24 protein-coding genes are annotated in these 25,290 nt (G+C 70.2%); 15 read left to right on the top strand and 9 right to left on the bottom strand.

Annotation, left to right across the window (positions count from 1 at the left end; genetic code table 11):
- Positions 1-45: 45 nt before the first annotated feature.
- Positions 46-831 (bottom strand): crotonase/enoyl-CoA hydratase family protein, encoded by a 786-nt coding sequence (locus tag ACYVIP_RS31255; protein WP_460402850.1) that lies wholly within the window; start codon positions 829-831, stop codon positions 46-48.
- A 59-nt stretch (positions 832-890) separates the two neighbouring features.
- Between ACYVIP_RS31255 and ACYVIP_RS31250 the strand changes: the two genes are divergently transcribed.
- Genes ACYVIP_RS31250 through ACYVIP_RS31240 form a run of 3 tightly spaced genes read left to right on the top strand, consistent with a single transcriptional unit; the run spans position 891 to position 4,160 of the window.
- Positions 891-2,525, top strand: coding sequence for an acyl-CoA synthetase (locus tag ACYVIP_RS31250; RefSeq protein WP_460402848.1), 1,635 nt, complete (start codon positions 891-893; stop codon positions 2,523-2,525).
- Complete coding sequence (locus ACYVIP_RS31245) at positions 2,506-3,615, top strand: NAD(P)H-dependent flavin oxidoreductase (RefSeq protein WP_460402846.1); 1,110 nt, start codon at positions 2,506-2,508, stop codon at positions 3,613-3,615. The genes ACYVIP_RS31250 and ACYVIP_RS31245 overlap by 20 nt, the downstream gene beginning before the upstream one ends.
- Before the next feature lie 56 nt (positions 3,616-3,671).
- On the top strand, positions 3,672-4,160 hold the full coding sequence (locus tag ACYVIP_RS31240; RefSeq protein ID WP_460402844.1) for an NUDIX domain-containing protein: 489 nt from the start codon (positions 3,672-3,674) through the stop codon (positions 4,158-4,160).
- Positions 4,161-4,223: 63 nt separating this feature from the next.
- Here ACYVIP_RS31240 and ACYVIP_RS31235 read toward each other — a convergent pair whose 3' ends face one another.
- The 4 genes from ACYVIP_RS31235 to ACYVIP_RS31220 are packed head-to-tail and all read right to left on the bottom strand — an operon-like array spanning position 4,224 to position 8,385.
- Entirely contained in the window at positions 4,224-4,424 is a 201-nt protein-coding gene (locus tag ACYVIP_RS31235) for a DUF5302 domain-containing protein (protein ID WP_460402842.1), read from the bottom strand.
- Between the two features lie 4 nt (positions 4,425-4,428).
- Positions 4,429-6,072, bottom strand: a complete 1,644-nt coding sequence (locus ACYVIP_RS31230) for a long-chain-fatty-acid--CoA ligase (RefSeq protein WP_460402840.1) — start codon at positions 6,070-6,072, stop codon at positions 4,429-4,431.
- A 15-nt stretch (positions 6,073-6,087) separates the two neighbouring features.
- Complete coding sequence (locus tag ACYVIP_RS31225; RefSeq protein ID WP_460402838.1) at positions 6,088-7,200, bottom strand: acyl-CoA dehydrogenase family protein; 1,113 nt, start codon at positions 7,198-7,200, stop codon at positions 6,088-6,090.
- Between the two features lie 6 nt (positions 7,201-7,206).
- Complete coding sequence (locus ACYVIP_RS31220; RefSeq protein ID WP_460402836.1) at positions 7,207-8,385, bottom strand: acyl-CoA dehydrogenase family protein; 1,179 nt, start codon at positions 8,383-8,385, stop codon at positions 7,207-7,209.
- Positions 8,386-8,453: 68 nt separating this feature from the next.
- Between ACYVIP_RS31220 and ACYVIP_RS31215 the strand changes: the two genes are divergently transcribed.
- The 12 genes from ACYVIP_RS31215 (at position 8,454) to ACYVIP_RS31160 (ending at position 21,540) form a co-directional block, all read left to right on the top strand.
- Entirely contained in the window at positions 8,454-9,539 is a 1,086-nt protein-coding gene (locus ACYVIP_RS31215) for a Zn-dependent alcohol dehydrogenase (protein ID WP_460402834.1), read from the top strand.
- A 15-nt stretch (positions 9,540-9,554) separates the two neighbouring features.
- The gene (locus tag ACYVIP_RS31210) at positions 9,555-10,442 is read left to right on the top strand and encodes a 3-oxoacyl-ACP reductase (protein WP_460402940.1); all 888 of its coding nucleotides are present in this window, start codon (positions 9,555-9,557) and stop codon (positions 10,440-10,442) included.
- A gap of 30 nt (positions 10,443-10,472) precedes the next feature.
- Positions 10,473-11,987 (top strand): aldehyde dehydrogenase family protein, encoded by a 1,515-nt coding sequence (locus ACYVIP_RS31205; protein ID WP_460402832.1) that lies wholly within the window; start codon positions 10,473-10,475, stop codon positions 11,985-11,987.
- Positions 11,988-11,994: 7 nt separating this feature from the next.
- Complete coding sequence (locus tag ACYVIP_RS31200) at positions 11,995-12,756, top strand: glucose 1-dehydrogenase (RefSeq protein ID WP_460402830.1); 762 nt, start codon at positions 11,995-11,997, stop codon at positions 12,754-12,756.
- Between the two features lie 165 nt (positions 12,757-12,921).
- Positions 12,922-13,653, top strand: a complete 732-nt coding sequence (locus tag ACYVIP_RS31195) for an MlaE family ABC transporter permease (RefSeq protein WP_460402828.1) — start codon at positions 12,922-12,924, stop codon at positions 13,651-13,653.
- Between the two features lie 4 nt (positions 13,654-13,657).
- Positions 13,658-14,488 (top strand): MlaE family ABC transporter permease, encoded by an 831-nt coding sequence (locus tag ACYVIP_RS31190; RefSeq protein ID WP_460402826.1) that lies wholly within the window; start codon positions 13,658-13,660, stop codon positions 14,486-14,488.
- Between the two features lie 100 nt (positions 14,489-14,588).
- Positions 14,589-15,908, top strand: a complete 1,320-nt coding sequence (locus ACYVIP_RS31185; protein ID WP_460402938.1) for an MCE family protein — start codon at positions 14,589-14,591, stop codon at positions 15,906-15,908.
- A complete protein-coding gene (locus ACYVIP_RS31180) occupies positions 15,905-16,939 on the top strand; it encodes an MCE family protein (RefSeq protein WP_460402824.1) in 1,035 nt (344 codons plus the stop codon). Before ACYVIP_RS31185 ends, ACYVIP_RS31180 begins: the two co-directional genes overlap by 4 nt.
- Complete coding sequence (locus tag ACYVIP_RS31175; RefSeq protein WP_460402822.1) at positions 16,936-17,958, top strand: MCE family protein; 1,023 nt, start codon at positions 16,936-16,938, stop codon at positions 17,956-17,958. Before ACYVIP_RS31180 ends, ACYVIP_RS31175 begins: the two co-directional genes overlap by 4 nt.
- Complete coding sequence (locus tag ACYVIP_RS31170) at positions 17,955-19,148, top strand: MCE family protein (RefSeq protein ID WP_460402820.1); 1,194 nt, start codon at positions 17,955-17,957, stop codon at positions 19,146-19,148. Before ACYVIP_RS31175 ends, ACYVIP_RS31170 begins: the two co-directional genes overlap by 4 nt.
- Positions 19,145-20,302, top strand: coding sequence for an MCE family protein (locus ACYVIP_RS31165; RefSeq protein ID WP_460402818.1), 1,158 nt, complete (start codon positions 19,145-19,147; stop codon positions 20,300-20,302). Before ACYVIP_RS31170 ends, ACYVIP_RS31165 begins: the two co-directional genes overlap by 4 nt.
- The gene (locus ACYVIP_RS31160) at positions 20,302-21,540 is read left to right on the top strand and encodes an MCE family protein (RefSeq protein ID WP_460402816.1); all 1,239 of its coding nucleotides are present in this window, start codon (positions 20,302-20,304) and stop codon (positions 21,538-21,540) included. Before ACYVIP_RS31165 ends, ACYVIP_RS31160 begins: the two co-directional genes overlap by 1 nt.
- 131 nt (positions 21,541-21,671) lie before the next feature.
- Here ACYVIP_RS31160 and ACYVIP_RS31155 read toward each other — a convergent pair whose 3' ends face one another.
- From ACYVIP_RS31155 to ACYVIP_RS31140, 4 genes are read right to left on the bottom strand one after another with little or no spacing between them, the layout of a single operon-like run.
- Complete coding sequence (locus tag ACYVIP_RS31155; RefSeq protein WP_460402814.1) at positions 21,672-22,838, bottom strand: lipid-transfer protein; 1,167 nt, start codon at positions 22,836-22,838, stop codon at positions 21,672-21,674.
- Complete coding sequence (locus tag ACYVIP_RS31150) at positions 22,835-23,248, bottom strand: MaoC family dehydratase (protein ID WP_460402812.1); 414 nt, start codon at positions 23,246-23,248, stop codon at positions 22,835-22,837. The genes ACYVIP_RS31155 and ACYVIP_RS31150 overlap by 4 nt, the downstream gene beginning before the upstream one ends.
- Positions 23,245-24,144 (bottom strand): bifunctional MaoC family dehydratase N-terminal/OB-fold nucleic acid binding domain-containing protein, encoded by a 900-nt coding sequence (locus ACYVIP_RS31145; protein ID WP_460402810.1) that lies wholly within the window; start codon positions 24,142-24,144, stop codon positions 23,245-23,247. The genes ACYVIP_RS31150 and ACYVIP_RS31145 overlap by 4 nt, the downstream gene beginning before the upstream one ends.
- Positions 24,141-25,289: an acyl-CoA dehydrogenase family protein gene (locus ACYVIP_RS31140; RefSeq protein ID WP_460402808.1), complete on the bottom strand. Its 1,149-nt coding sequence runs from the start codon at positions 25,287-25,289 to the stop codon at positions 24,141-24,143. The genes ACYVIP_RS31145 and ACYVIP_RS31140 overlap by 4 nt, the downstream gene beginning before the upstream one ends.
- Position 25,290 lies beyond the last annotated feature (1 nt).

Below are 25,290 nucleotides of genomic sequence, written 5' to 3'. Positions count from 1 at the left end.
GTCCCTTCGCCGCACTGGACGCAGCGAAGGGACCCTTCGCTGCGGTTACCGGCCGTGGAACTCGGGGGGACGCTTCTCGGCGAAGGCCTTGGGGCCCTCGCGGGCGTCCTCGCTGGCGAAGACGGCCATGCCGAGCCGGGCATCGACCTCGAACGCCGCGTTCTCGTGCATGCCCTCGGTTTCCCGCATGGTCGCCAGGATCGCCCGCACCGCCAACGGCCCGTTGGCGGCGATCTTCGCGGCGATCTCCAGCGCCCGCGCCAGCGCCTGACCGTCGGGCACCACCTGCCCGATCAGCCCGAGCGACAACGCCTCCGCCGCGGTGACGTGCCGGCCGGTCAACAGCAGGTCAGCGGCCATCGTGTACGGGATCTGCCGAGGCAGCCGCACGGCCGAGCCGCCGAGCGGGAACAGGCCCCAGCGCGCCTCCGCCACCCCGAACCGCGCCGACTCACCGGCGACCCGGATGTCGGTCGCCTGCAGGATCTCGGTGCCACCGGCGATCGCCGGCCCCTCGACCGCGGCGATCAGCGGCTTGGTCAGCCGCCTGCCCTTGAGCAGCGGCTCGATCACCGACAGATCCCAGTCCCCGCTGGAGAAACTGTCCCCGGGATGAGCGCTGGTCATCGCCTTCAGGTCGGCACCGGCGCAGAACGCGCCGCCGGCACCGGTCAGCACGCAGACCCTGATCTCCGGATCGCGATCGACCCGGTCCCAGGCCTCCCGCATGATCGCCATCATCTCGCCGGACAACGCGTTGCGCGCGTGCGGGCGGTTCATCGTGACGATCAGGACGTGATCTTCCTGGTCTACCAAGCAGTCTGGGGACATGCGCGGCTCCCTTGGCAGCGGGGATTGCCAGGAACGATAACACGTTCTAGTTTGGTCTGGTGGCACTCAACATCGCGGACCTTTTCGAGCATGCCGCCGACGCCTTTCCCGAGCGGGTCGCGATCGCCTGCGGAGCACAGACCGCGACGTTCGCCGACCTCGAACGGCGGGCCAACCAACTCGCCCATCACCTGGCAGCGCAGGGTTTCGGCCAGGGGGATCACATCGGGCTCTACTCCCGCAACTCGGTCCAGGCGATCGAGACCATGATCGCCGCGTACAAGCTGCGCGCGGTACCGGTGAACGTCAACTACCGGTACGTCGAGAACGAGTTGCGCTACCTGTTCGACACCGCCGACCTGACCGGGCTGGTGCACGAGCGCCGCTACTCCCGGCTGGTCGACGCGGTGCTGCCGGACACCCCGGCCGTACGACACCGCCTCGTGGTCGAGGACGGCACCGACACCGAGTTCGGCGGCACCGCCTACGAACCGGCGCTCGCCGCGCAGTCCGGCGAGCGGGACTTCGGCGAGCGCAGCGCCGACGACCTGTACCTGCTGTTCACCGGCGGCACCACCGGCTACCCCAAGGGCGTGATGTGGCGCCACGAGGACGTGTGGCGGGTGCTCGGCGGCGGCATCGACTTCGTCACCGGCGAGCCGCTGGCCGACGAGTGGTCACAGTCGCGGCGGGGCAAGGACTCCACCGGGCTCACCCGGCTCGCGTGCGCGCCGCTGATCCACGGCGCGGCGCAGTGGGCGGCCCTGCCGTCGCTGTTCAACGGCGAGAAGGTCGTGCTGCTCCCGCAGTTCGACCCGCACGAGGTATGGCGCACGGTCGCCCGCCACCAGGTCCGGGTGATGACCATCGTCGGCGACGCGATGGCCAGGCCGCTGATCGAGGCCTACCAGGAGGGTGACTACGACGCGTCGAGCCTGGTCGCGATCTCCAGCCATGCCGCGCTGTTCTCGTCCTCGGTCAAGGACCAGTACCTGTCGATCCTGCCGAACGTGGTGATCACCGACGCCATCGGCTCGTCGGAGTCCGGGTTCAACGGCCTGGCGATGATCACCAAGGACTCGCCGCGCGGCGGCGGTGGCCCGCGAGTCCAGAGTGGACCGAACACGATCGTCATCGGCGAGGACGACCGACCGGTGGCGGCGGGCGAGGTCGGCAGGCTCGCCCGCGGCGGGCACGTGCCGCTCGGCTACTACAAGGACCAGGAGACCAGCGCGCGGATCTTCGTGGAGATCGACGGCGCGAGGTACGTGGTGCCCGGCGACTACGCCCGGCTGGAGGAGGACGGCACGATCACGTTGCTCGGCCGGGGAAACGTCAGCATCAACACCGGCGGGGAGAAGGTGTTCCCCGAGGAGGTGGAGGGCGCGCTCAAGTCGCATCCGGACGTGTTCGACGCGCTCGTGGTCGGCGTGCCGGACGACCGGCTCGGGCAACGGGTCGCCGCGCTGGTCCAGCCCCGCGCGGACGTGACGATCGACTTCGCCGCGCTGGACAACCATGTGCGGGAACGCATCGCCGGCTACAAGACCCCACGCAGCCTGTGGATCGTGACCGAGGTCGGCCGGGCGCCGAGCGCGAAACCCGACTACCGCTGGGCGAAGGCGTACACCGAACAGCACGAGCCGACCTGGCAGGCCACCGGCGGAGGCACGCATGCACAACTCCCTGTGTGACCGCTTCGGCATCGAGCATCCGATCTTCGGCTTCACCCCGTCCGAGCACGTGGCGGCCGCGATCAGCCGGGCAGGCGGGCTGGGCGTGCTCGGCTGCGTGCGGTACAACGACCCGGCCGAGCTGGACGCCGCACTGTCCTGGATGGACGAAAACACCGACGGCAAGCCATACGGCGTGGACATCGTGATGCCGGCCAAGATACCGGCGGAAGGCACCCCGACCGACCTGGCCGCGCTCATTCCCGCCGGCCACAGGGACTTCGTCAACCAGACACTGCTCAAGCTCGGCGTCCCGCCACTGGCCGACGACTCCGCCGACTCCGGGGTGCTCGGCTGGCTGCACTCGGTCGCCCGGTCCCATGTGGACATCGCGCTGGCGCACCGGCCAGCGCTGATCGCCAACGCGCTCGGCTCACCGCCAGCCGACGTGATCACCCTCGCGCACGACGCCGGGGTGCCGGTCGCGGCCCTGGCCGGCAAGGCGGAGCACGCGGAGCGCCACGTGGACAACGGCGTCGATCTCGTTGTCGCCCAAGGCTACGAGGCCGGCGGGCACACCGGGGAGATCGCGTCGATGGTGCTCGTGCCCGAGGTCGTGGACGCGGTCGGCGACCGGGTGCCGGTGCTGGCCGCCGGCGGCATCGGCAGCGGCCGGCAGATCCTGGCCGCGCTCGCGCTCGGCGCGACCGGCGTGTGGCTTGGCTCCTACTGGCTGACCACGACCGAGTACCAGCTCGGCGGCGGCCCGGACACCATCCAGCGCGCCCTGGTCGGCGCCGGCTCGGCGGACACCGTCCGGTCCAGGGTGTACACCGGGAAACCGGCGCGGCTGCTGCGCAACCGGTGGACCAGCGCCTGGGCCGAGCCGGGCGCGCCGGAGCCGCTGCCGATGCCGTTGCAGAACCTGCTGGTCGGCGAGGCGCACCGGCGGATGATGCTGGCCGGCGACCCGGAGGTGGTGGCCATGCCGGTCGGCCAGATCGTCGGCAGGATGAACGAGGTGCGCCCGGTGGCCGAGGTGATGACGCGCCTGCTGGCCGAGGTCGACGATGCCCGGTCCCGTTTGGACAGGGCACACTGGAGCGTGTGAATGATCAGCCGGCTATCAGGACCCTCTCGAGTCGGGTCGTCTACGAGAACGCGTGGATGACCATCCGCGAGAACGAGATCGAGCGCGCCGACGGCTCGCGCGGGATCTACGGGCTCGTCGACAAACCGGACTTCGCCGTGGTGATTCCCATGGAGAACAACGGTTTCCACCTGGTCGAGCAGTACAGGTATCCCCTCGGCGGGCGCCGTTGGGAGTTCCCGCAGGGCTCGTTCCCGCAGGGCCACGACGGCTCACCGGAGGAGTTGGCGGCCGCGGAGCTGGCCGAGGAGACCGGGTTCACCGCCGGCAGGCTGGAACTGCTCGGCTACCTCAACGCCGCGCACGGCTTCAGCGGTCAGGGCTACCACGTCTTCCTGGCCACCGACCTCACCCCGGGCACCCCCGACCGCGAGGTCGAGGAGCAGGACATGCGCCAGCAGTGGTTCCCGCGCGCCGAGGTCGAACAGATGCTGCGCGACGGCGTGATCACCGATGACTCGACCTACGCCGCGTACCTGCTGCTGACCATGAAGCACACCGGCTGACGAGTGTGACCCGGTCCCAACTCGGGACCGGGTCACCATTCGTGGTCGTATCGTGCCGGTGAGTTACCCCGACTTTCGGCGGAAGGTGCGCTTGGCGGACACCGGGCCGTGTGCGTCGCGCACCTTCGACCGGGCGTCGGCGTGCTCCTCGCCACTGCGGGCCAACGCCTGCTTGCGCTCAAGCGCCTCGCGGAATCGCTCCTTCACGTCGACCTGGGGCTCTGGCTCTTCGTCAGTCGTAGCGGGTTCCGGTGTGTCAGGCATAGCGTCAGCGTCGCACGGATCGGGCACCCCAGTCGAGTCTAATTGGATCGCTCGACGGGGTAAGCGGCTCGAACGCGAGCTCCTGGCCCGGCCGCCACCACACGTGGTCTGGCGTGCGCCAACGCTGCGCGGTCAGCGTGCGCTTGAGCACCTTGTAGGTCGCCGTGCGCGGTAGCCGGGCGGTCACCCGCAGGAACCGCGGCACCTGCTTGGGTCCGAGGTCGGCCTGCGCGGCGAGGAAGATCGCGAACGCGGCCGGATCGAACTCCGGGTCGCCGCGGAGCACCAGCGCGGCCATCACCTGGTCGCCGACGCTGGGATCGGGCACCGCGTACACCGCGGCCTCGGCGACGTCCGGGTGCCGCAGCAGGATCCGCTCGATGGGCGCCGCGCCCAGGTTCTCGCCGTCCACACGCAGCCACTCGCCCGCCCGGCCGACGATGTAGCAGTAGTCGTGCTGGTCGCGGTAGGCCAGGTCACCGCTCCAGAACATGCCGTCCCGCAGCCGGTCCGCCTCGGCCTCCTGGTCCTTGTAGTACCCGGCGAACTGGCCGTGGTCGCGGGTGTTGACCAGCTCACCGACCGCGTCGGCCGCGTTGGTCAACCGGCCGTTCTCGTCGAACACGGCGGGCGGGCACGGCGCGCCGGTCTCCGGGTCGAGCACCGCGAGCCCGTCGGCGAGCACCCCGATGGCCTCCGGGGGCATGCCGGGCGGGCGGGTGAGGGAGATGCCGCCCTCGGTCGAGCCGTAGGCGTCCTCCACCTGGCAGGCGAACCGCTCGGCGAACGCGGCCACGTCCGTCGGGGAGCCCTCGTTGCCGAACATCACCCGCAGCGGGTTGTCCGCGTCGTCCGGGCGCGGCGGCGTGCTGAGGATGTAGGACAGCGGCTTGCCGACGTAGTTGGCATAGGTGGCCCGGTGTTTGCGGACGTCGTCGATGAACGCCGTCGCGGAGAACCGGCGGCGCAGCGCGATCGCCGCGCCGCCGGCGAGCGCGGGCGCCCAACCGGCCATGATCGCGTTGGAGTGGAACATCGGCACCGACACGTACGCGGTGTCGCCGGCGCCCAGTTCGTAGCGGTTGGCCAGCATGTTCCCCGGCACGGCGATCTTGCCGTGGGTGCAGCGCACCGCCTTGGGCTCACCCGCCGTGCCGGAGGTGAAGATCAGCATGAGCAGGTCGTCGGCGGTCACCGGCACCGGGTCGATCGGACTGTGCATGTGCCGGAACGCGCTCACGTGCCAGGCCGCGGAGTCGATGTCGAGCACCCGCGCACCGATGTCCAGGCCCTGCAACAGTTCGACGTAGCGGCTGTCGGTCAGCACCACCTGGCAGTCCGACCGCCGGATGTCGCTGACCAGCGCCTCGCCGCGCCTGCTGGTGTTCAGCCCGACGAGCACCGCGCCGGCGAACGCCGCGCCGCCGAGCAGGAACGAGAACTCGGGCACGTTGTCCAGCAACACGCCGACGTGGAAGGGGCCCGGCCGGCGCAGCGCCTGTAACAGCGCGGCGCAGTTGGCGCTCTCCTGGACGTGCTGCGCCCAGGTCCATCTGATGTCCTCGTAGATCAGGCCAGGGTTCACGTCCTCCACACGGGCGAGCAACAGCTCGGTGACGGTGGGGAACGAATCCCCTGACGTGGCCATGCGGACCTCCTCGGGTCAGGCGGGTTCCACGGTCATGAGCGCACCGAGCTGGCGCAGGTGAGTGGTGGAACCGCCGAGACTGAACTCGTTGCGTTTCGCGGCACCAAAATATCGATGGAGCGGGTAGCCCACGTCAATACCCAGACCGCCGTGAATATGTACCGCTGTATGCGCCACGCGGTGCCCGCCGTCGGCCGCCCAGAACTTCGCCGTATGAATCTCTTTGTGAGAAGGAAGGTTTTCCGACAGTCGCCAGGCGGCCTGCCAGAGCGTGAGCCGGATCGCCTCGACGTCGATGTAACAGTCGGCGAGCCGTTGTCCCACTGCCTGAAATGTCCCAATTGCTCGGTCAAATTGCACTCTGCTATTTGCATGCGTGGCTGTAGCCTGCAGTGCCGCCTCGCACACGCCCAACTGATGTGCGCAGAGCCCAACCGTGGCGTGCGCGGTGAGCCAGTCGAGCACCCGCGCGCCGCCGCCCGGTTCGCCGAGCACGCGGTCCGCGCCGAGCGGCACGCGATCGAACTCGAGCAACGCCTCGGCGTCGCCATCGAGGATTTCCTGACGCTCGATGGTGACGCCGAAATCTTTCGGAGTGACAAGGAACACAGTCGGGCCGGCGGAGGTCCGCGCGGGCACCAGAACCAGGTCCGCGACCGTTCCTGCAGGTACGACCGCATTTGTTCCGTGCAGATGCCATTCTGCAGATGCACTTGCAGATGCCCGTTCAGCAGTCGGCAGTGGCCCTTCGGCCAACGCGGCGGTCACCACCACCGCGCCCTCGGCGGCCGGGGCGGCCCACCGCGCGCACTGCTCCGGCGTGCCGAACTCGGCGATCCCGGCGGCGCCGACGACGATCGAGGACAGGTACGGCGCGGGCGCGATCGTCCGGCCCAGCTCGATCAGCACCGCGCAGCGGGCGAGCAGCCCGAGCCCGCTGCCACCGACGCGCGCCGGCAGCGCGCCGGCCAGCACCCCGGCACCCGCCAGCTCGCGCCACAGCGTCCGGTCGAAGTACTCCCCGCTCTCGGTCACCTCCGCGAGCCGCCGCGGCGACGTGTGGTCGGCGAGAATGGTCGCGGTGAGCTTCGCCAGGTCCCTGGCGTCCTCGTCAAGATCGAAGTCCATGTCCCCTCACCTCTTCGCGACCGACAGGCCGAGCCCGACCGCGGCCACGATGTCGCGTTGTACCTCGTTGGTGCCGCCGCCGAAGGTGAGGATCAGCGCGGCGCGGTGCATCCGCTCGATCCGCCCGCGCAGCACCGCACCCGGCGACCCGGCCCGCACGTAGGCGGCCGGGCCGAGCACCTCCATCAGCGACCGGTAGGCCTCGATGGCGAACTCCGTGCCGAACACCTTGGTGGCCGAGGCGTCCGCGGGGCTCAGTCCCTGGCCGACACCCCAGGCGATCTTCCAGTTGACCAGCTTGAGGAACTCGACCTTCGCGTGCACCCTGGCCAGGTGCACGCGCACCCACTCCTGGTCGATCACCCGCCCGCCGTCGGGCAGCGTGGTCGCCCGCGCCCACTCGATCACCTCCGCCAGCGCGGTGCGCACCGGCGCGGACGAGGTGAGCGCCACCCGTTCGTGGTTGAGCTGGTTGGTGATCAGCGGCCAGCCCCGGTTCAGCTCGCCGACCAGGTTCGCCGCCGGCACCCGCACGCCCTGGTAGTAGGTGGCGCTGGTGGTCACGCCGGCGACCGTGTGCACCGGGGTGAAGGAGAACCCCGGCGCGTCGGTCGGCACGATCAGGATCGACAGCCCCTTGTGCTTGGGCGCGTCCTGGTCGGTGCGGCAGGCCAGCCACACGTAGTCGGCGTAGGAGATCAGGCTGGTCCACATCTTCTGGCCGTCGATCACGAACTCGTCCCCGTCGCGCACGGCCCTGGTGCGCAGCGACGCGAGGTCGGTGCCGGCCTCCGGCTCGGAGTAGCCGATCGCGAAGTGCAGCTCACCGGCGGCGATCCTGGGTAGATAGAACACCTTCTGGTCCTCCGTGCCGAACCGCATGATCGTCGGGCCGACGGTGTTGATCGTCAGGAACGGCACCGGCGCCCCCGCCGCGGCCGCCTCGTCGGTGAAGATGAGCTGGTCGAGCATCGGCCTCGCCTGGCCGCCGTACTCCGCCGGCCAGCCCAGCGTGAGCCAGCCGTCCTTTCCCATCTGCCTGACCGTTTCCTTGTAGACCTCGCCCGAGCCGTACTCGCCGCTGCCCGCGAGCGCCTCCCGGCGCTCGGGGGTCATCAGCGTGGCGAAGTACTCCCGCAGCTCGGTGCGCAACCGTTCCTGCTCTGGTGTGTAGCCGACTCGCATTCGCCCTCCATGACTAGAACGCGTTCTAGAAATGTACTAGAGTCCGAGCAGAACCAGGGAGGTCGCCGATGAAGGCCGCGGTACTCAACCAGATCGGGGATACCAAGCTGGAGCTGCGTGACGACGTGCGCACGACCGACGTCGGTCCGCACGAGATCCGCGTCCAGGTGCGGGCCACCGGTGTCTGCCACAGCGATCTGTCGGCAATGGACGGCACGCTGCCCGCGCTGGCGCCGGCCATCATCGGCCACGAGGGCGCGGGCGAGGTGGTGGCGATCGGCGATCGGGTCGAGCACCTCGCGGTCGGCGACCACGTCGCGCTGACGTTCGTGCCACCCTGCGGCACCTGCCTGAACTGCCGGGGCGGCCGGCCACATCTGTGCGCGATCCACGCCATCGCCGCGTTCGTGAACCCGAGGTTCCTCGTCGGTGACACCCCGGCGTTCGGCTACGCCGGCACCGGCACGTTCGCCGAGGAGCTGGTGGTGCCGGCCGACGGCGCGGTGCGCATCCCCGACGACGTGCCGTTCGAGATCGCCGCGCTGGTCGCCTGTGGCGTGATGACCGGCGTCGGCGCGGTGATCAACACCGCCCGGGTCGAACCGGGCGCGACCGTGCTGGTGCTTGGCTGCGGCGGGGTCGGCGTCTCGGCGATCCAGGGCGCGCGGCTGGCGGGCGCGGCGATGATCGTCGCGGTCGATCCGGTGGTGGACAAGCACGAGACAGCCAAACGGTTCGGCGCGACGCACGCGATCACCCCGGAGCAGCTGGCCGAGACGCACGCGACGCTGACCGAGAGCCAGGGCTTCGACTACACCTTCGACGTGGTCGGCGCGCCGGCGACGATCCGTTCGGCCTGGGACAACGCGCGGCGCGGCGGCACGGCCGTGGTGGTCGGCGCCGGCCGGGGCGACGCGCAGGTGTCCTTCTCCGCGCAGGAGTTGTTCCTGCACGACAAGAAACTGCTCGGCTCGTTCTACGGCGGCGCGGACGTGCACCGGGACTACCCCCGGCTGCTGGCGTTGTGGCGGGCTGGCCGGCTGGACCTCGAGGCCATGATCAGCAGGCGGATCACCCTGGCGGAGATCAACGACGGGCTGCAGACCCTCCGTGCCGGTGGCAACCTGATCCGGCAGATCGTCACGTTCGGCTGATCCACAGTGGACCCCTTGAGCCTGGCCGGCAAGGCCGCGATCGTGACCGGGGCCGGCGCCGGACTCGGCCGGGCGGAGGCGTTGGCGCTGGCCGAGGCGGGCGCCCAGGTCGTGGTCAACGACCTGGCGGGGCACGGCGAGGACACCGTCGAGCGGATCGAGGCGGTTGGCGGCAAGGCGGTGCTGGTCGAGGGCGACGCCGGGGACGCGGCGACCGCCGCCGAACTGGTGCGGGTGGCCGTCGAGTATTTGGGCGGACTGCACATCGTGGTGAACAACGCGGGCCTGACCCGCGACCGGATGTTGTTCAACCTGACCGACGACGAGTGGGACACCGTCCTTCGGGTACACCTGCGCGGACACTTCCTGTTGTCCCGCAACGCGTGCGCGTACTGGCGCGACCAGGCGAAGGTCACCGGCGGGACGACCTACGGCCGGGTGGTGAACACCGCGTCGGAGGCGTTCCTGCTCGGCCCGCCTGGCCAGGCGAACTACGCCGCGGCCAAGGCCGGGATCGCCGCGCTCACGTTGTCCACCGCGCGCGCGATGGCCCGCTACGGCGTGCGCGCCAACGCGATCTGCCCCCGCGCCCGTACCGCGATGACCGCGCATGTGTTCGGCGACGCGCCGGCCGGTCGCGATCCGCTGTCGCCGGCGCACGTCGCCCCGCTGGTCGCCTATCTGGCCGCGCCGGCCGCCGACCGGGTGAGCGGCCAGGTGTTCCTGGTGTACGGCGGCATGGTCGCGCTGCTCGCGCCGGCCACGGTCGAACAGCGCTTCGACCGTCCGGTATGGACACCTGAGGAGCTGGATGTGGTGGTCGGTGGGTACTTCGCCGGCCGCGACCCCGAACGGACCTTCGCCGCCACCGAGCTGACGACGTTGTCGGACCATCCGTTGTAACAACCGATCGTGGTTGGACCAGGAGGAGCAATGACGCTGACCCTGCGCCCGCACCGGGACGAGGTAGGTCTCAAGGACGGGCAACTGCTCGTCGGTGGCACGTGGCGCCCGGCGGCCGACGGGGCGACCTGGTCCCACAGGCATCCAGCGACCGGCGAGGTCATCGGTGAGTTCCCGGTGGCCACGGTGTCCGATGTGGACGACGCGGTGCGCGCCGCCCGTGCGGCGTTCGACGACGGCGACTGGCCGAGGGCCAGGGCCGGCACCCGGGTGCAGGTGTTGCACCGGTTCGCCGAGCTGTTGCGCACGCACGCGGCCGAGCTGCGCGGGTTGCAGGCGCTGGACAACGGGGTGCCGCTCACGTTCAGCGCCAACATCTACGCCACCTCGGTCGGCGCGGCCGCGGACGTGTTCGACCACCATGCCGGCTGGGTGGACAAGGTCGGCGGCCAGACCCTGACGCCCTACCAGGGCGGGGACCACCTGGCGATGACCTTCCGCGAGCCGATCGGCGTGGTGGCGGCGATCCTGCCGTGGAACGCGCCGTTCCTGCTGTTCGCGCAGAAACTCGCGCCCGCGCTGGGTGCCGGCTGCACCGTGGTGGTCAAGCCGTCGGAGTTCGCGTCGTTCACCGTGCTGCGGATGGTGGAGCTGCTCGGCGAGGCCGGGCTGCCGGACGGGGTGGTCAACGTGGTCACCGGGCCGGGCGCGCCGACCGGCGAGGCGCTGATCACCCATCCCCTGGTGGACAAGGTCAGCTTCACCGGCAGCCGCGCGGTCGGCCGGCACATCGTCGAGGCGTCCGCGGCCACGCTCAAGCGGGTTTCCCTCGAGCTCGGCGGAAAGAGCCCGACGCTGGTGTTCCCGGACGCGCCGGACATCGGCCTGGCCGCGATGACCACCATGGGCACGGTCACCATGGGACTGTCCGGTCAGGCCTGTGTGGCGCACACCCGCGCGCTGGTGCACCGCGACGTGTACGACGAGTTCGTCGCCGCCGCCGAGATGATGGCCGGCCTGATCAGCTACGGCGACCCGTTCGAGGCGACCACCACGTCCAGCCCGCTGATCAACCAGCGGCAGCTGGAACGGGTGCTCGGGTTCATCGAACGTGGCCGCGCGGCTGGCGCGCGACTGGTCTGTGGCGGCGACCGGGTCGACGGCGACCTGGCCGACGGGAACTTCGTGCGGCCGGCGGTGTTCGCCGATGTGGACAACGGGATGGAGATCGCGCGGGAGGAGGTCTTCGGACCGGTGCTCGCGGTGGTGCCGTTCACCGACGAGGACGAGGCGATCCGGCTGGCCAACGACACCGAGTACGGCCTCGGCGCCGGGGTGTACACATCGGACATGAAGCGGGCCTTCCGGCTCGCCAGAAGGATTCGGGCCGGCACGATCGGCATCAACGGCTTCCAGATCGAGCCGCACCTGCCCTTCGGCGGGTTCAAGCAGTCCGGACTCGGGCGCGAGGGCGGACAGAGCGCGTTCGAGGCGTACACCGAGCTGAAGACCGTGATGATGCCGCTGACCGACGAGCTGATGTGAGGCGGCGATGGGACGGTTGGCCGGGAAGGTCGCCCTGGTCACGGGTGCAGCCGGCGGACAGGGCGCGGCCGCGGCCCGGCGGTTCGTCGCCGAGGGCGCGGTGGTCGTACTCGCGGACGTGGCCGACGAGCCGGGCACGGCGCTGGCCGACGAACTCGGCGCGCACTACCGCCACCTCGATGTGTCCCATGAGGACGAGTGGGCGACGGTGGTCGCCGAGACGGTGGCCAGCCACGGCCCGGTGACCGTGCTGGTCAACAATGCCGGCGTACTGCACATGGCGCCGCTCGCGGCCACCTCGCTCGCCGACTACGAGCGGGTGATCCGGGTCAACCAGACCGGTACGTTCCTCGGCATGCGCGCGGTGATCCCGGGCATGGTCGCCGCCGGCGGCGGCTCGATCATCAACGTGTCCTCTGTGGAGGGTCTGGCCGCCGGGCCACTGCTGACCGCCTACACGGCGAGCAAGTTCGCCATCCGGGGCATGACCAAGGTGGCCGCGCTCGAGCTGGCGAGCGAGGGCGTGCGGGTCAACTCGGTACACCCCGGGGTGGTCGAGACCGGACTGCTGCCAACGGCACTGGGCGGGATCGACGTCGATCTGTCCTACGTGGCGAAACGGGTGCCACTGCGCCGGGTCGCGCAACCGGCCGAGATCGCGGCGCTGGTGCTGTTCCTGGCCAGTGACGACAGCTCCTACTGCACCGGCGCGGAGTTCGTCGCCGACGGCGGGGTGACCGCGGCACACGCACTGTCCAGTTTCGGGTAACCGAGCAGGCGCTTGGTCGTTAACACTACGGGTGATGCGCGTGAGCGGGTCGAGTGCGATGAAGGCGTCCTTCGTCGCGTTGAGCGCGATGAAGGACGCCTTCATCGCTGTTCGGGCGAGGGCGCGGTGAGCGGGGCGACGCGGGGGCTGGCGCAGGTTGGGCGGATGACCTCGCTGGCGTGGGACGTGTTGCGGGGAGTGCCGCGGCGGCCGTTTCAGGTTCGGGAACTGATCCAGCAGTGCTGGTTCTTCGCCAGTGTGACGATTCTGCCGACCGCGTTGGTGTCGATCCCGTTCGGCGCGGTGATCGCGTTGCAGCTCGGGTCGCTCACCACGCAGATCGGCGCGCAGTCGTTCACCGGTGCGGCCAGCGCGCTGGCCATCGTGCAGCAGGCGAGCCCACTGATCACCGCGCTGCTGGTGGCCGGCGCCGGCGGCTCGGCGATGTGTGCCGATCTCGGCTCCCGGTCGATCCGCGACGAGATCGCCGCGCTCGAAGTGCTTGGCGTGTCACCGGTGCAGCGGCTGGTCGTGCCGCGCGTGCTCGCCGTGATCATCGTCGCCGTGCTGCTCAACGGATTGGTCAGCGTGGTCGGTGTGGTCGGCGGCTACTACTTCAACGTGGTCATGCAGGGCGGCACGCCGGGCGCGTACCTGTCATCGTTCAACGCGCTCGCGCAGTTGCCGGACCTGTGGGTCAGCGAGATCAAGGCGGTGCTCTACGGGTTCGTCGCCGGCATCGTGGCCGCCTACCGTGGGCTCAATCCCGGCCGTGGCCCCAAAGGCGTCGGCGATGCGGTCAACCAGACCGTGGTGATCACCTTCCTGCTGCTGTTCCTGATCAACGTGGTGATCACCGGCATCTACCTGCAAATCGTTCCCCCGAAGGGAATGTGACGCCGTGGCCAACCGAGTGCTCGCGGCCGGCGCACGGCCGCTCGGGCTGCTCACCACGCTCGGCGAGCAGCTCGCGTTCCACGGCCGGGTGCTCGCCTCGGTGCCGCGCACGCTGGTGCGCTACCCGAGAGAGATCCTGCGCCTGCTGTCGGACGTGTTCTTCGGTTCCGGCGCGCTCGCGGTCATCGGCGGCACGCTCGGCGTGATGATCGGGATGACCGTGTTCACCGGCCTGATCGTCGGCCTGCAGGGGTATTCCGCGCTCAACCAGCTCGGCACCTCCGCGCTGACCGGGTTCATCGCCGCGTACTTCGACACGCGCGAGGTCGCCCCGCTGGCCGCCGGGCTGGCGCTGTCGGCGACCGTCGGCTGTGGATTCACCGCACAACTCGGCGCGATGCGCATCTCCGAGGAGATCGACGCGCTCGAGGTGATGGCCGTGCCGAGCCTGTCGTATCTGGTGACCACCAGGGTGCTCGCGGCGGTGGCCGCGGTGATTCCGCTCTACCTGGTGGGTCTGCTGTCCTCGTACCTGGCGTCCAGACAGGTGACGGTGTGGTTCTACGGCCAGTCGGCCGGCACCTACGACCACTACTTCCATCTGTTCCTACCGCCTGAGGACGTGTTGTGGTCGTTCCTCAAGGTGATGGTGTTCAGCTTCGTGGTGATCATGGTGCACTGCTACTACGGCTACACCGCGACCGGCGGACCCGCCGGCGTCGGCGTCGCCGTCGGCCGCGCGGTGCGGGCCGCGATCGTGGTGCAGATGCTGCTGGACTTCTTCCTCAGCCTGGCCATCTGGGGCGCCACCACCACAGTAAGGATCGCCGGATGAGCGCCCGAGTGGCCTACCGCAGCGAAGGGTCCCTTCACTGCGCCCAGTGCAGCGAAGGGACCCTTCGCTGCGTTTCCTGGCCGAGCGGCTGGGGGTCACCATGAGCGCCCGGGTGCGGTATCCGTTGTACGGGGTCGTGTTCCTGGTGATCGCGGCGCTGTTCGTGATGTTGTCGATCGCCTTCTACCGCAAGACGTTCGTCGAGGTCGTGCCGGTTCGGCTGGAGACCTCCCACGCGGGCAACCAGTTGCGGGTCGGCGCGGATGTGAAGCTGCGGGGGCTGATCGTCGGCGAGGTGCGCGGTGTGCGCCCGGAGGGCGACCTCGCGGTGCTCGACCTCGCGCTCGACCCGGACACCGCCGCGGACATCCCGGCCAACGTGTCCGCCCGGCTGCTGCCCAAGACGTTGTTCGGCGAACGCTATGTCGCGCTTCAGGTGCCCGCCAAGCCCGGCCCGCCGATCGCCGAGAACGCGGTCATCGGCCAGGACCGCAGCAGCACCGCGATCGAGCTGGAACAGGTGCTGGACAACCTGATGCCGCTGCTGCGGACCGTCCAGCCGGAGAAACTGGCCAGCGCGCTCAGCGCGGTGTCCACCGCGCTCGCCGGCCAGGGCGAACAACTCGGCGACACCCTCGTCCAACTCGGCGACTACCTCGGCGAACTGGAACCGGCACTGCCCGACCTGCGGGCCGACATCCGGGCACTGGCCGAGGTCGCCGACACCTACGCCGTCGCCGGGCCCGACCTGGTCACCGCGCTGCGCGACCTCACCACCACCACCCGCACGATCGCCGACCAGCGCACGAACCTGGCCACCCTGTACAGCACGGTCACCGCTGCCTCGGTCGACCTGCACAACTTCCTCGCGGTCAACCAGGACAACCTGATCAACCTGGCGAGCACCGCGCGGTCCACTGTGGAGCTGCTGGCCAGGTACGCGCCGGAGTACCCCTGCCTGCTGCGCCAGCTCGTGGACGCGATTCCCGCCGCGGACAAGGCGTTCGGCAAGGGCAGCGCCCACCCGAACGTCACCAGGGTGACCATCGAGATCACCTCCAGCCGGGGCAAGTACGTGCCGGGCAGGGACACCCCGCGCTACGACGACCGGCGCGGCCCCCGCTGCTACCCGGTCGCCAAGCCACCGGCCAGGTTCCCGCAGTACCCGGCGGAGGGCCCGCTCAGGGACGGCTCGTCGAAACCGCCGCCGCCGCGTTCTGACCAGGACCAACCGGAGGACTTCCTGCCGACCGTGCCACAGGCGGCCTCGGCGCCCACCATGGTGAACTCGCCCGCCGAACGGGAGCTGCTCGCCGCGCTGCTCGCGCCCCAGCTCGGTGTGCCGCCCGACCAGGTGCCGTCGTGGAGCTCGCTGCTGGTCGGGCCGCTGTACCGGGGCAGCGAGGTGACGCTGCGATGAGGAGCTGGTTCGCGCCACTGGTCAAGCTGGTCGTGTTCGCGACCGTCACGGTCACGCTCACCGCGCTGCTGGGGCTCACCATCGCCAACTCCACGGTCGGCGCGACCGCGGGCTACGCCGCCAAGTTCACCGACGTCACCGGGCTCGGCGAGGGCGACGACGTGCGGATGTCGGGTGTCCGAATAGGACAGGTCACCGACATCGAGGTGGCCGGCCGGCTCGCCAGGGTGCGGTTCGAAATCGAGGCCGGGCGCAAACTGCCGGCGTCGACCACCGCGACCATCAAGTACCGCAACCTGATCGGCCAACGCTACGTCTCGCTCGGCACCGGTGGCGACGCCAACGCGGTGCTGGCGCCCGGCGCGGAGATCCCGCCGGAGCGCACCCGCCCGGCACTCAACCTCACCGTGCTGTTCAACGGGTTCAAGCCGTTGTTCGAGGCACTCGACCCGAACGAGATGAACCAGCTCGCCGCCGAGCTCATCCAGGTCCTACAGGGCGAGGGCGGCACGATCGACAGCGTGCTCGCGCACACCGCGTCGCTCACCACCACGATCGCCGGCAAGGACCAGGTCATCGGCAAGGTGATCACCAACCTGAACACCGTGCTGGACACGGTCAACGGCCGCACCGCCGAGGTCTCCGGGCTGATCGACCAACTCCAGCAGCTCGCCACCGGGCTCGCCGGGCAACGCGAGCCGATCGGCGACGCGATCAGCGCGCTCGGCGAGCTGACCGAGGCCACCGCCGGCCTGCTCGGTGTCGCCCGGCCGGCGATCCGCGACGACATCGCCGCCCTCGGCGACCTGTCGAAGAACCTCGCGGACAACGGCGACACCGTGGACCGGTTCCTCGCCGGCCTGCCGCACAAGCTCCGCACGATCACCCGGGTCTCCAGCTACGGCGGCTGGTTCAACTACTACCTGTGCAGCGCGTCCGGCCGGGTCGGCGTGTCCGACCTCGGGATCGTCGTGGACCTGCCCGTGTTGCCACTGGCCGGCACGCCGACGGTGGAGAGGTGTCAACCGTGAAACCGTTGCGGGAGCGGAATCAGGCGAGTGTCGGCGCGGTCACGCTGGTGATGCTCGCGCTGGCCATGCTGGTCGCGTTCAACGCCGACGACCTGCCGATCATCGGCGGCGGCACCACCTACACCGCGGAGTTCACCGAGTCGGCCGGGCTGCGGCCGGGCAACGAGGTGCGGCTGGCCGGGGTGAAGGTCGGCGACGTGCGGGCCGTGGAACTGGCCGGCAACAAGGTGATCGTCGACTTCCGGGTGCGCGACGTCGCGGTCGGCGACCGGAGCACGGTCGCCATCGAGATCAAGACCCTGTTGGGCGACAAGTACCTGGCCGTCGTCGCCGACGGGGACACCGCGCAACGTCCGAACGAGACGATCCCAGTCGGACGGACGCGTACCCCCTTCGACATCGTGCCGGCGATCGGTGAGCTGTCCGAGACCGTCGACGAGATCGACACCGGCCAGCTGGCGGAGAGCTTCGAGGTCGTCGCGGACACCTTCGCCACCAGCCCGGAGCACCTGCACGACGCGCTCGGCGGGCTGTCCCAACTGTCCCGCACACTGTCCACACGCGACGACGAGCTGCGGCACCTGCTGTCGAACACCGCGGCCATCAGCAGGACCGTCGCCGACCGGGATGCCCAGCTGCGCAAGCTGTTCACCGACGCGACGCTGCTGCTCGACGAGCTGAACCTGCGCCGGGAGGCGGTGCACGCACTGCTCACCGGCACCACCCGGCTCGCCGCCGAGCTGTCCGGGCTGGTCGCGGACAACCGCAGGCAGCTCAAGCCCGCGCTGGACGAGCTGAACCGGGTCACCACGATCCTGTCGCGCAACCAGGAGAACCTGAGCGCGTCGCTGTCCGCGCTCGCCCCGTACGTGCGGATGTTCAACAACGTCGTCGGCAACGGCCGCTGGTTCGAGGGCTACATCTGCGGGCTGATCCCGCCGCCGACCAACCTCGGGATCATCGACATCAACCCGCAGGGCTGCTCGACTCCGCTTGCCTACCAGGGAGGTGGGCGATGACGTTCCGCACCAGGGTGCAGCGCAACGCCTACACCGTCGGAGTGCTCGCCTGCGTGCTGGCACTTGTCCTCGCCGGCGCGCTGTGGTGGCTCGGCATGCCGTCGACGGGCACCAGGATCACCGCCTACTTCACCAAGGCGGTTGGGGTGTACCAGGACTCGGAGGTGAAGGTGCTCGGCATCGGCGTCGGCCGGATCGACTCGGTCGAGCCGGTCGGCGACCGGGTGCGGGTGGCGATGACCGTCGACGACGGCGTCGAGATCCCCGCCGAGGTGCACGCCGTGGTGGTCGCACCGAGCCTGGTCAGTGACCGGTACGTGCAGCTGGCCCCCGCCTACGAGTCCGGTCCCCTGCTGGCCGATGACGCGGAGATCCCGTTGTCCCGCACGAACACCCCGGTCGAGCTGGACGATCTCACCGCGAGCGTGAACGACCTGGCGACCACGCTCGGCCCCAACGGGGCCAACGCCGACGGCGCGCTGTCGGACGTGCTGGACACCGCGGCGGCGAACCTGTCGGGCAACGGAGAGCTGTTCAACGCGACGATCCACGAGCTGAGCACGGCGACCGAGGCACTCGCCAACTCCCGAGGCGACCTGTTCGACACGGTCGACAACCTGGCACGGTTCACCAAGACGCTGGCCGACAGCGACGCCCAGGTCCGCGCGTTCAACGAGCAGCTGGCCGGGGTGAGCGGCTACCTGGCCGAGGACCGAGACGAGCTGGCCACCGCGCTGAGTTCCCTCGGGGTCGCGCTCACCGACGTACAGGGCTTCGTGGAACAGAACCGGGGCGCGCTGAGTTCCAATGTGGACAAACTGACCGGGATCACCCAGGCACTGGTCGACCAGCGGGCGGCGGTGGCCGAGGTCCTGGACGTCGCGCCGCTCGCGATGTCGAACTTCCTGTCCACCTACGACGCCGCGTCCGCGTCGTTCGCCATTCGGGGCAACCTCAACGAGTTGACCTACCCGCCGGTGCTGATGCTGTGCCGCACCATCGAGGCGAGCACGCCGACCCAGCTGCCCAAGACGCTGTCGGACCTGTGCAAGGAGTTGGCGCCCTACCTCGACGGGACGCTGAACCTGCCCCCCGTGGCCGAGATCCTGGCCGCGGTCAGCCGAGGCGAGCTGCCACCGCTGCCGCTACCGCTGCTCGACCCGCGGTTCGCCCTCGGCGGTGCCCGATGAGGCGGCTGGTCGCGCTGCTGGCCGTGTTCGCCACCGGCTGCTCGTCCGGCGGCTTCGCCGGGCTCTACGAGGTGCCGCTGCCCGGTGGTGCGGATCTCGGCGAGCACCCGTACCGGGTGGTGGCGCACTTCGGTGACGTGCTCGACCTGGTGCCCCAGGCGGGGGTGAAGGTCAACGACGTGCCGGTCGGCCGGGTGGAGCGGATCGAGCTGGCGGCGGACAACACCACGGCCGTGGTCACCATGCTGGTCAACGGCGATGTCGCGCTACCGGCCGAGGCCGGGGCGGAGCTGCGCCAGTCGAGCCTGCTCGGCGAGAAGTTCGTCGAGCTGAACACCGACCTCCCGGCGGGCGCGTCACCGGCCGAGGTGCTTGGCGACGGCGACGTGATCCCGCTGGCGCGCACCGGCCGCAACCCGGAGATCGAGGAGGTGCTCGGCGCGTTGTCGTTGCTGCTCAACGGCGGCGGGGTCGAACAGCTCCGCACGATCGTCGGCGAGGTGAACGCCGCACTCGAGGGCAACGAGCCGGAGATCCGCGCCGCACTGTCCAATATCGACACCGTGGTGGGCGTGCTCGACGCCGAGAAGCACAACATCGTGGCGGCGATCGACGCGCTCGACCGGCTGTCCACCAACCTGGCCAAACAGACCGACGACATCGCACTCGCGCTCAGGGACCTGGAACCCGGCCTGCGCGTGGTGAACGAGCAGCGCAACGCGCTGGTGACCATGCTCGGCGCGGTGGACCGACTGTCCACTGTGGCCGTCGACACGATCGACCGCAGCCGCGACGACCTGGTGGCCGACCTACGGGCGCTCGCACCGACCCTGCGCAAGCTCGCCGACGCCGGCGCGGACCTGCCGAACGCGTTGCAGTTCCTGGTGACCTATCCGTTCACCGACTACTTCCTGAACGCGGTCAAGGGCGACTACGTGAACGTGGACGTGAAGTTCGACCTGGACCTGAGTGTGCTGCTGGAGAACCTGGGCAACGCGAGCACCCCACTGCTCCCGGTGCCCGGCGGCCCGGCGCCGGCGTCGGAACGGCCCACCGCCGCGCCACCGCTGCCGCTGCCGGTGGTGCCCGCGCCATCCACCCCGCCGGCCGGCGGCCTGACCGGCCTGCTCGGCGCACTGCTGGGAGGCACGTGATGCTGCCGACGGCCACCAGGATCCGACTGCTGCTGTTCGCGCTGATCGCCGTAGCCGGCGTCGTCTACGTCGGCGGGACCTACGCCGGACTGGACCGGCTGTTCGGTACCCGCGGCTATCAGGTGGTCGTCCAGCTGGCCGACTCCGGAGGCGTTTTCCCGAACGCGGAGGTGACCTACCGTGGCGTGACCGTCGGCCGGGTGGAGCGGTTGCGGCTGTCCGACGACGGCATCGACGTCCTGCTGGACATCGAACAGGACGCACCGCCGATCCCGGCCGAGGCGACCGCGGTCGTGGCCAACCGCTCGGCGGTCGGTGAGCAGTACGTCGATCTGGTGCCGGCGCGGGCCGGCGGCCCATACCTCACCGACGGCTCGGTCATCCCCCGGTCGGCCACCAAACTCCCGCCGACACCGGAGAGCCTGCTGTCCAATGTGGACAACCTGGTGACCAGCGTGCCGAAGGATTCGCTGCGCACCACGGTAGACGAGCTGGACAAGGCGTTCCGGGACGCCGGCCCGGCGCTGCGTCGCCTGCTGGCGAACGTGGGTTCACTGACCACGACGGCCGCCGAACACCTGCCGCAGACGACGTCACTGCTGGCCAACGGCCGGACCGTGCTGGAAACCCAGGCGGCACAGTCGGCACGGATCACGGCGTATGCGGAGAACCTGCGGCTGCTGGCCGGGCAGCTGCGCGAGTCCGACCCCGACCTGCGCCGGCTGATCACCGTGACGCCGGGGGTCGCCGTGCAGGTGAACGAGTTCCTGCGGGACTCCGGCCAGGATCTCGGGCAGATCGTGGCCAACCTGCTGACCACGACCCAGATCACCAGCACCAGGACCAGTTCGCTTGAGCAGTTGTTGGTGGCGTTCCCGATGATCACCGCGACCGCGCCGGGGGCGAACCCGGACGGCACCGGGCACCTCGGGCTGGTGCTGACGTTCAACGACCCGTTCTCCTGCACCCGCGGCTACGAAGGCACCCAACAGCGCTCGGCCAACGACGTACGGGACGTGCCGCCCAACCAACAGGCCTACTGCGCCGAGCCGCCCGGCAGCCCGATCGGCGTACGCGGGTCGCAGAACGCGCCCTTCGGCGGCAAACCGGTCGAGGTACCGGCCCCGGCAACGGTTCCACGAACCCAGTCCGGCGTACCGGCACTACCCGGCACCATGACCGCCACCGGCAGTCGGCCGATGCCACTCACCGAACTGCTCGGACTGCCCGTGTCCTGACTCCGCTCAGCGGTGTAGTTCGCCTGCCTTCACCGCGTCCAGCAGCGCTGGCAACGAAGCCGACAGCGTCGGGCCAGCGGGGTTCTTGCTGTCCCGCACCAAACCGACAGCGGCCAACCGTCCCGGACGCGTCAGCCTGACAGCACCAGTCCGCTGGTCGGCACGCCGGTGCCGGCGGTGACCAGGACGTGGTCGACGTCGCGGACCTGGTTGGCCGCGGTGCCGCGTAGTTGGCGGACGGCCTCGGTGATGCCGTTCATGCCGTGCAGGTAGGCCTCCCCCAACTGGCCGCCGTGCGGGTTGAGTGGGAGTCTGCCGTCGAGGTCCAGCACCCCGTCGGCGATCAGGTGGCGGGCCTCGCCCCGGCCGCAGAAGCCCAGCTCCTCCAGCTGTACCAGGACGAACGGGGTGAAGTGGTCGTAGAGCACGGCTACCGACACGTCGTCCGGGCCGATGCCGGACTGGGACCACAGCTGTCGGGCGACCAGTCCTAGCTCCGGCAGGCCGGTCAGGTCGTCGCGGTAGTAGCTGTGCATGGTGAACTGGTCGGTGCCGCTGCCCTGGGCCGCCGCGGCGATCACCGCCGGCCGGTGCGGGAGGTCCCGCGCTCTGTCCACTGTGGTCACGAGGACCGCCACCGCGCCGTCGCTCTCCTGGCAACAGTCCAGCAACCGCAGGGGATCCACGATCCACCGGGACTCCTGGTGGTCGGCGAGCGTGATCGGGCGGCCGTGGAACCAGGCGTTCGGGTTGGTCGCCGCCGCGTGCCGGTCGATGACCGCGATCCGGCCGAAGTCCGCGCTGGTGGCGCCGAACTCGTGCAGGTAGCGCTGAGCGAACATGGCCACCGACGCGGCCGGGGTGACCAGGCCCATCGGGTAGTGCCAGCTGTTGTCCAGCCCGCCGGAGGTCGGCTGCGCGGTCGCGGCGGTCTGGACCCGGCCGAAGCGGTGCCCGGAACGCTCGTTGAAGGCGCGGTAGCACAACACGGCCGACGCCACCCCGGTAGCCACGGCCATCGCCGCCTGCTGCACCACCGCGCAGGCCGCGCCGCCGCCGTAGGGGATCCGGCTGAAGAACCGCAGCGACGGCACGCCTAGTTCGCGGGCGAGGGCGACCTCGGCGTTGGCATCCATGGTGAACGTCACCATGCCGTCCACATCGGACGGTGTGAGCCCGGCGTCGGCGATCGCCGCGCGCCCGGCCTCGGCCGCCAGTCGCAGCTCACTGCGCCCGGAGTCCTTGGAGAACTCGGTAGCCCCCACCCCTACCACGGCCGCCTGACCGGAGATGCTCACTGGTCAGCCTCCCGGTTGGGCACGGTCACCCTGACCGTGCCGGTGAGGTGGTCGCCGAGGCTGTTGGTGGCCGCCACCGCGAGCACCAGGTGGGTCCCGTCGTCGGTGACCTCCCGGTCGGTCACCCGGCCGCTGAAGGTCAGCTTCTCGTAGGCGTAGCACGGTACGCCGAGCCGGATCGAGATCTGCCGGATCAGCGCGTCCTGTCCGGCCCAGTCGGTCACGAACCGTTGCACCAGACCGGTGTCGGTCAGGATGTTGAGGAAGATGTCCTTGGACCCACGGGACCGCGCGAGGTCCCGGTCGTGGTGCACGTCCTGGAAGTCCCTGGTGGCCAACGCGGTGCTGACCACGAACGTCGGCGTCACGTCGATCACCAGCTCCGGCAGCTCCTCACCGACCCCGGTCATCGCGCCCGCCAGACCGGCATCGTCAGCTCGCCGTCCACCCGGTCGAACCCGACCCGCACCGGGAGTCCTATTCGGACCTCCTCGACCGGCACCGCCACCAGCTCCGCGAGCATCCGCACCCCTTCCACCAACTCCACGAGCGCGACCACGAACGGCAACGAACGTCCCGGCACCGGCGGATGATGGTGCACGACGTAGCTGTAGATCTCCCCGTCCCCGCACGCCACCACGTACTCCGGCCTGGTCTCCCCGCACGACGGGCACATCGGGCCCGGCGGGTGCCGCAACGTCCCACACCCGCCGCACCGCTGGATCCGCAGCTCGCCGATCGCGGTGCCGTCCCAGAAGAACTCGGTGTCCCGGTTGACCGCCGGGCGGATCGGCGTGCCCTTCGGCACCGCCGCCGGGCGGAACTTGAGTACCCGGAACATCATCTCCGCCACCGGCTCGTCGCCGACGTACCAGGTGCTGGTGGTGGTGACGAACCAGCCGTCGCCGAGGGCGGTCCGCTTCGGGCCGGTCACACCCGCCAGTCTGGACGCCACCTCGACCGTCTCATCCGGACGGAGGTAGCGGTGGTAGGTCTGCTCGCTGTCAGTGGCCACCACCGAGGTGAACCCGGCCTCGTCGAGCACCGCGATCATGGCGCCCAACGGGTCGTCGCCAGGCCGGGCGCCGCGCAGGCCCTGCATGGTCCACACCTGGGCCATCGCCGGTGGCGCAACGAGTCCATTATGGATGGAAGGCACGTCGGGGTCGGTGTAGACCGGGTTGCGGTCGCCGATCGCCTCGACCCAGTTGCGGATCATCGGCAGGTTCACCGGATCCCGACCGGCCCGGCGGGCCGACTCGCCCCTGGCGGCCACCTCGCGGGCGGTGTCCTCGATGCCGGTCATCGCGGCACCCTCGGCAGGTCGAGGCCGGCCACGGCGATCAGCTCGCGCTGGATCTCGTCCACCCCGCCGCCGAAGGTCAGCACCAGGTTGCGTTTGGCCTGCACGTCCAGCCAGCGCGCCAAGTTGGCGGTCTCCTCGTCGGCCGGATCGCCGTAGGCACCGACGATCTCCTCCAGCACCCGGCCGATCCACTGTGCCCGCCCGGCGGAGAACACCTTGGTCGCCGACGCGTCCGCGATCGACACCGCCGACCCGGCCGCGGCCACCTGCCAGTTCAGCAACTCGTTGACCCGCAACGAGGCGAACGTCCTGGCCAGCGCCCGGCGCACCGCAGGCTCGGCCAGCAGGTCCCTGGCCGAGGCCCACGCCAACACCTGGTGGTAGAGCGCGGCGATCCGTCCGGCCGGGCCGAGCATGACCCGCTCGTGGTTGAGCTGGGTGGTGATCAGCCGCCAGCCCGCGTTCTCCTCACCGACCAACGACTCCGCCGGCACCTGGACATCGGTGTAGTAGGTGGCGTTCACGTGGTGCGCGCCGTCGCAGGTGATGATCGGCGTCCAGGCGAAGCCCTGGTCGCTGGTGTCCACGATCAGGATCGAGATTCCCTTGTGCCGGGGCGCGTTCTGGTCGGTGCGGCAGGCCAGCCAGATGTAGTCGGCGTCGTGCGCGCCGGTGGTGAAGATCTTCTGCCCGTTCACCACGTACCCGTCAGCGGTGCGCACCGCGGTGGTGCGCAGCGACGCGAGGTCGGTGCCCGCCGTCGGCTCGGTGTAGCCGATGGCGAAGTGCACCTCGCCGGCGAGGATCTTCGGCAGGAAACGTGCCCGTTGCGCTGGCGTGCCGAAGGCCTGCAGGGTCGGGCCGACGGTCTGCAGCGTGACATAGGGCAACGGCACGTCGGCCCGTGCCGCCTCGTTGACGAAGATCTGCTGCTCGACCTGACCGAAGCCGCGGCCACCGTACTCGGTCGGCCAGCCGACGCCGAGCCAGCCGTCCCGGCCGAGGCGGCGCACGAGTTCCCGGTAGCGCTCGCCGTGCCGCTCGGTCAGCAGCGCCTCTCGGTCCGCTGTGGACAGTAGGCCGGCGAAGTACGCGCGCAGTTCGGTGCCCAGCGCGCGTTGGGCGTCGGTCAGCTCGATGTGCATC

The sequence above is a fragment of the Actinophytocola sediminis genome (assembly GCF_054779715.1).
This window is presented reverse-complemented; position numbering and strand designations above follow the sequence as displayed.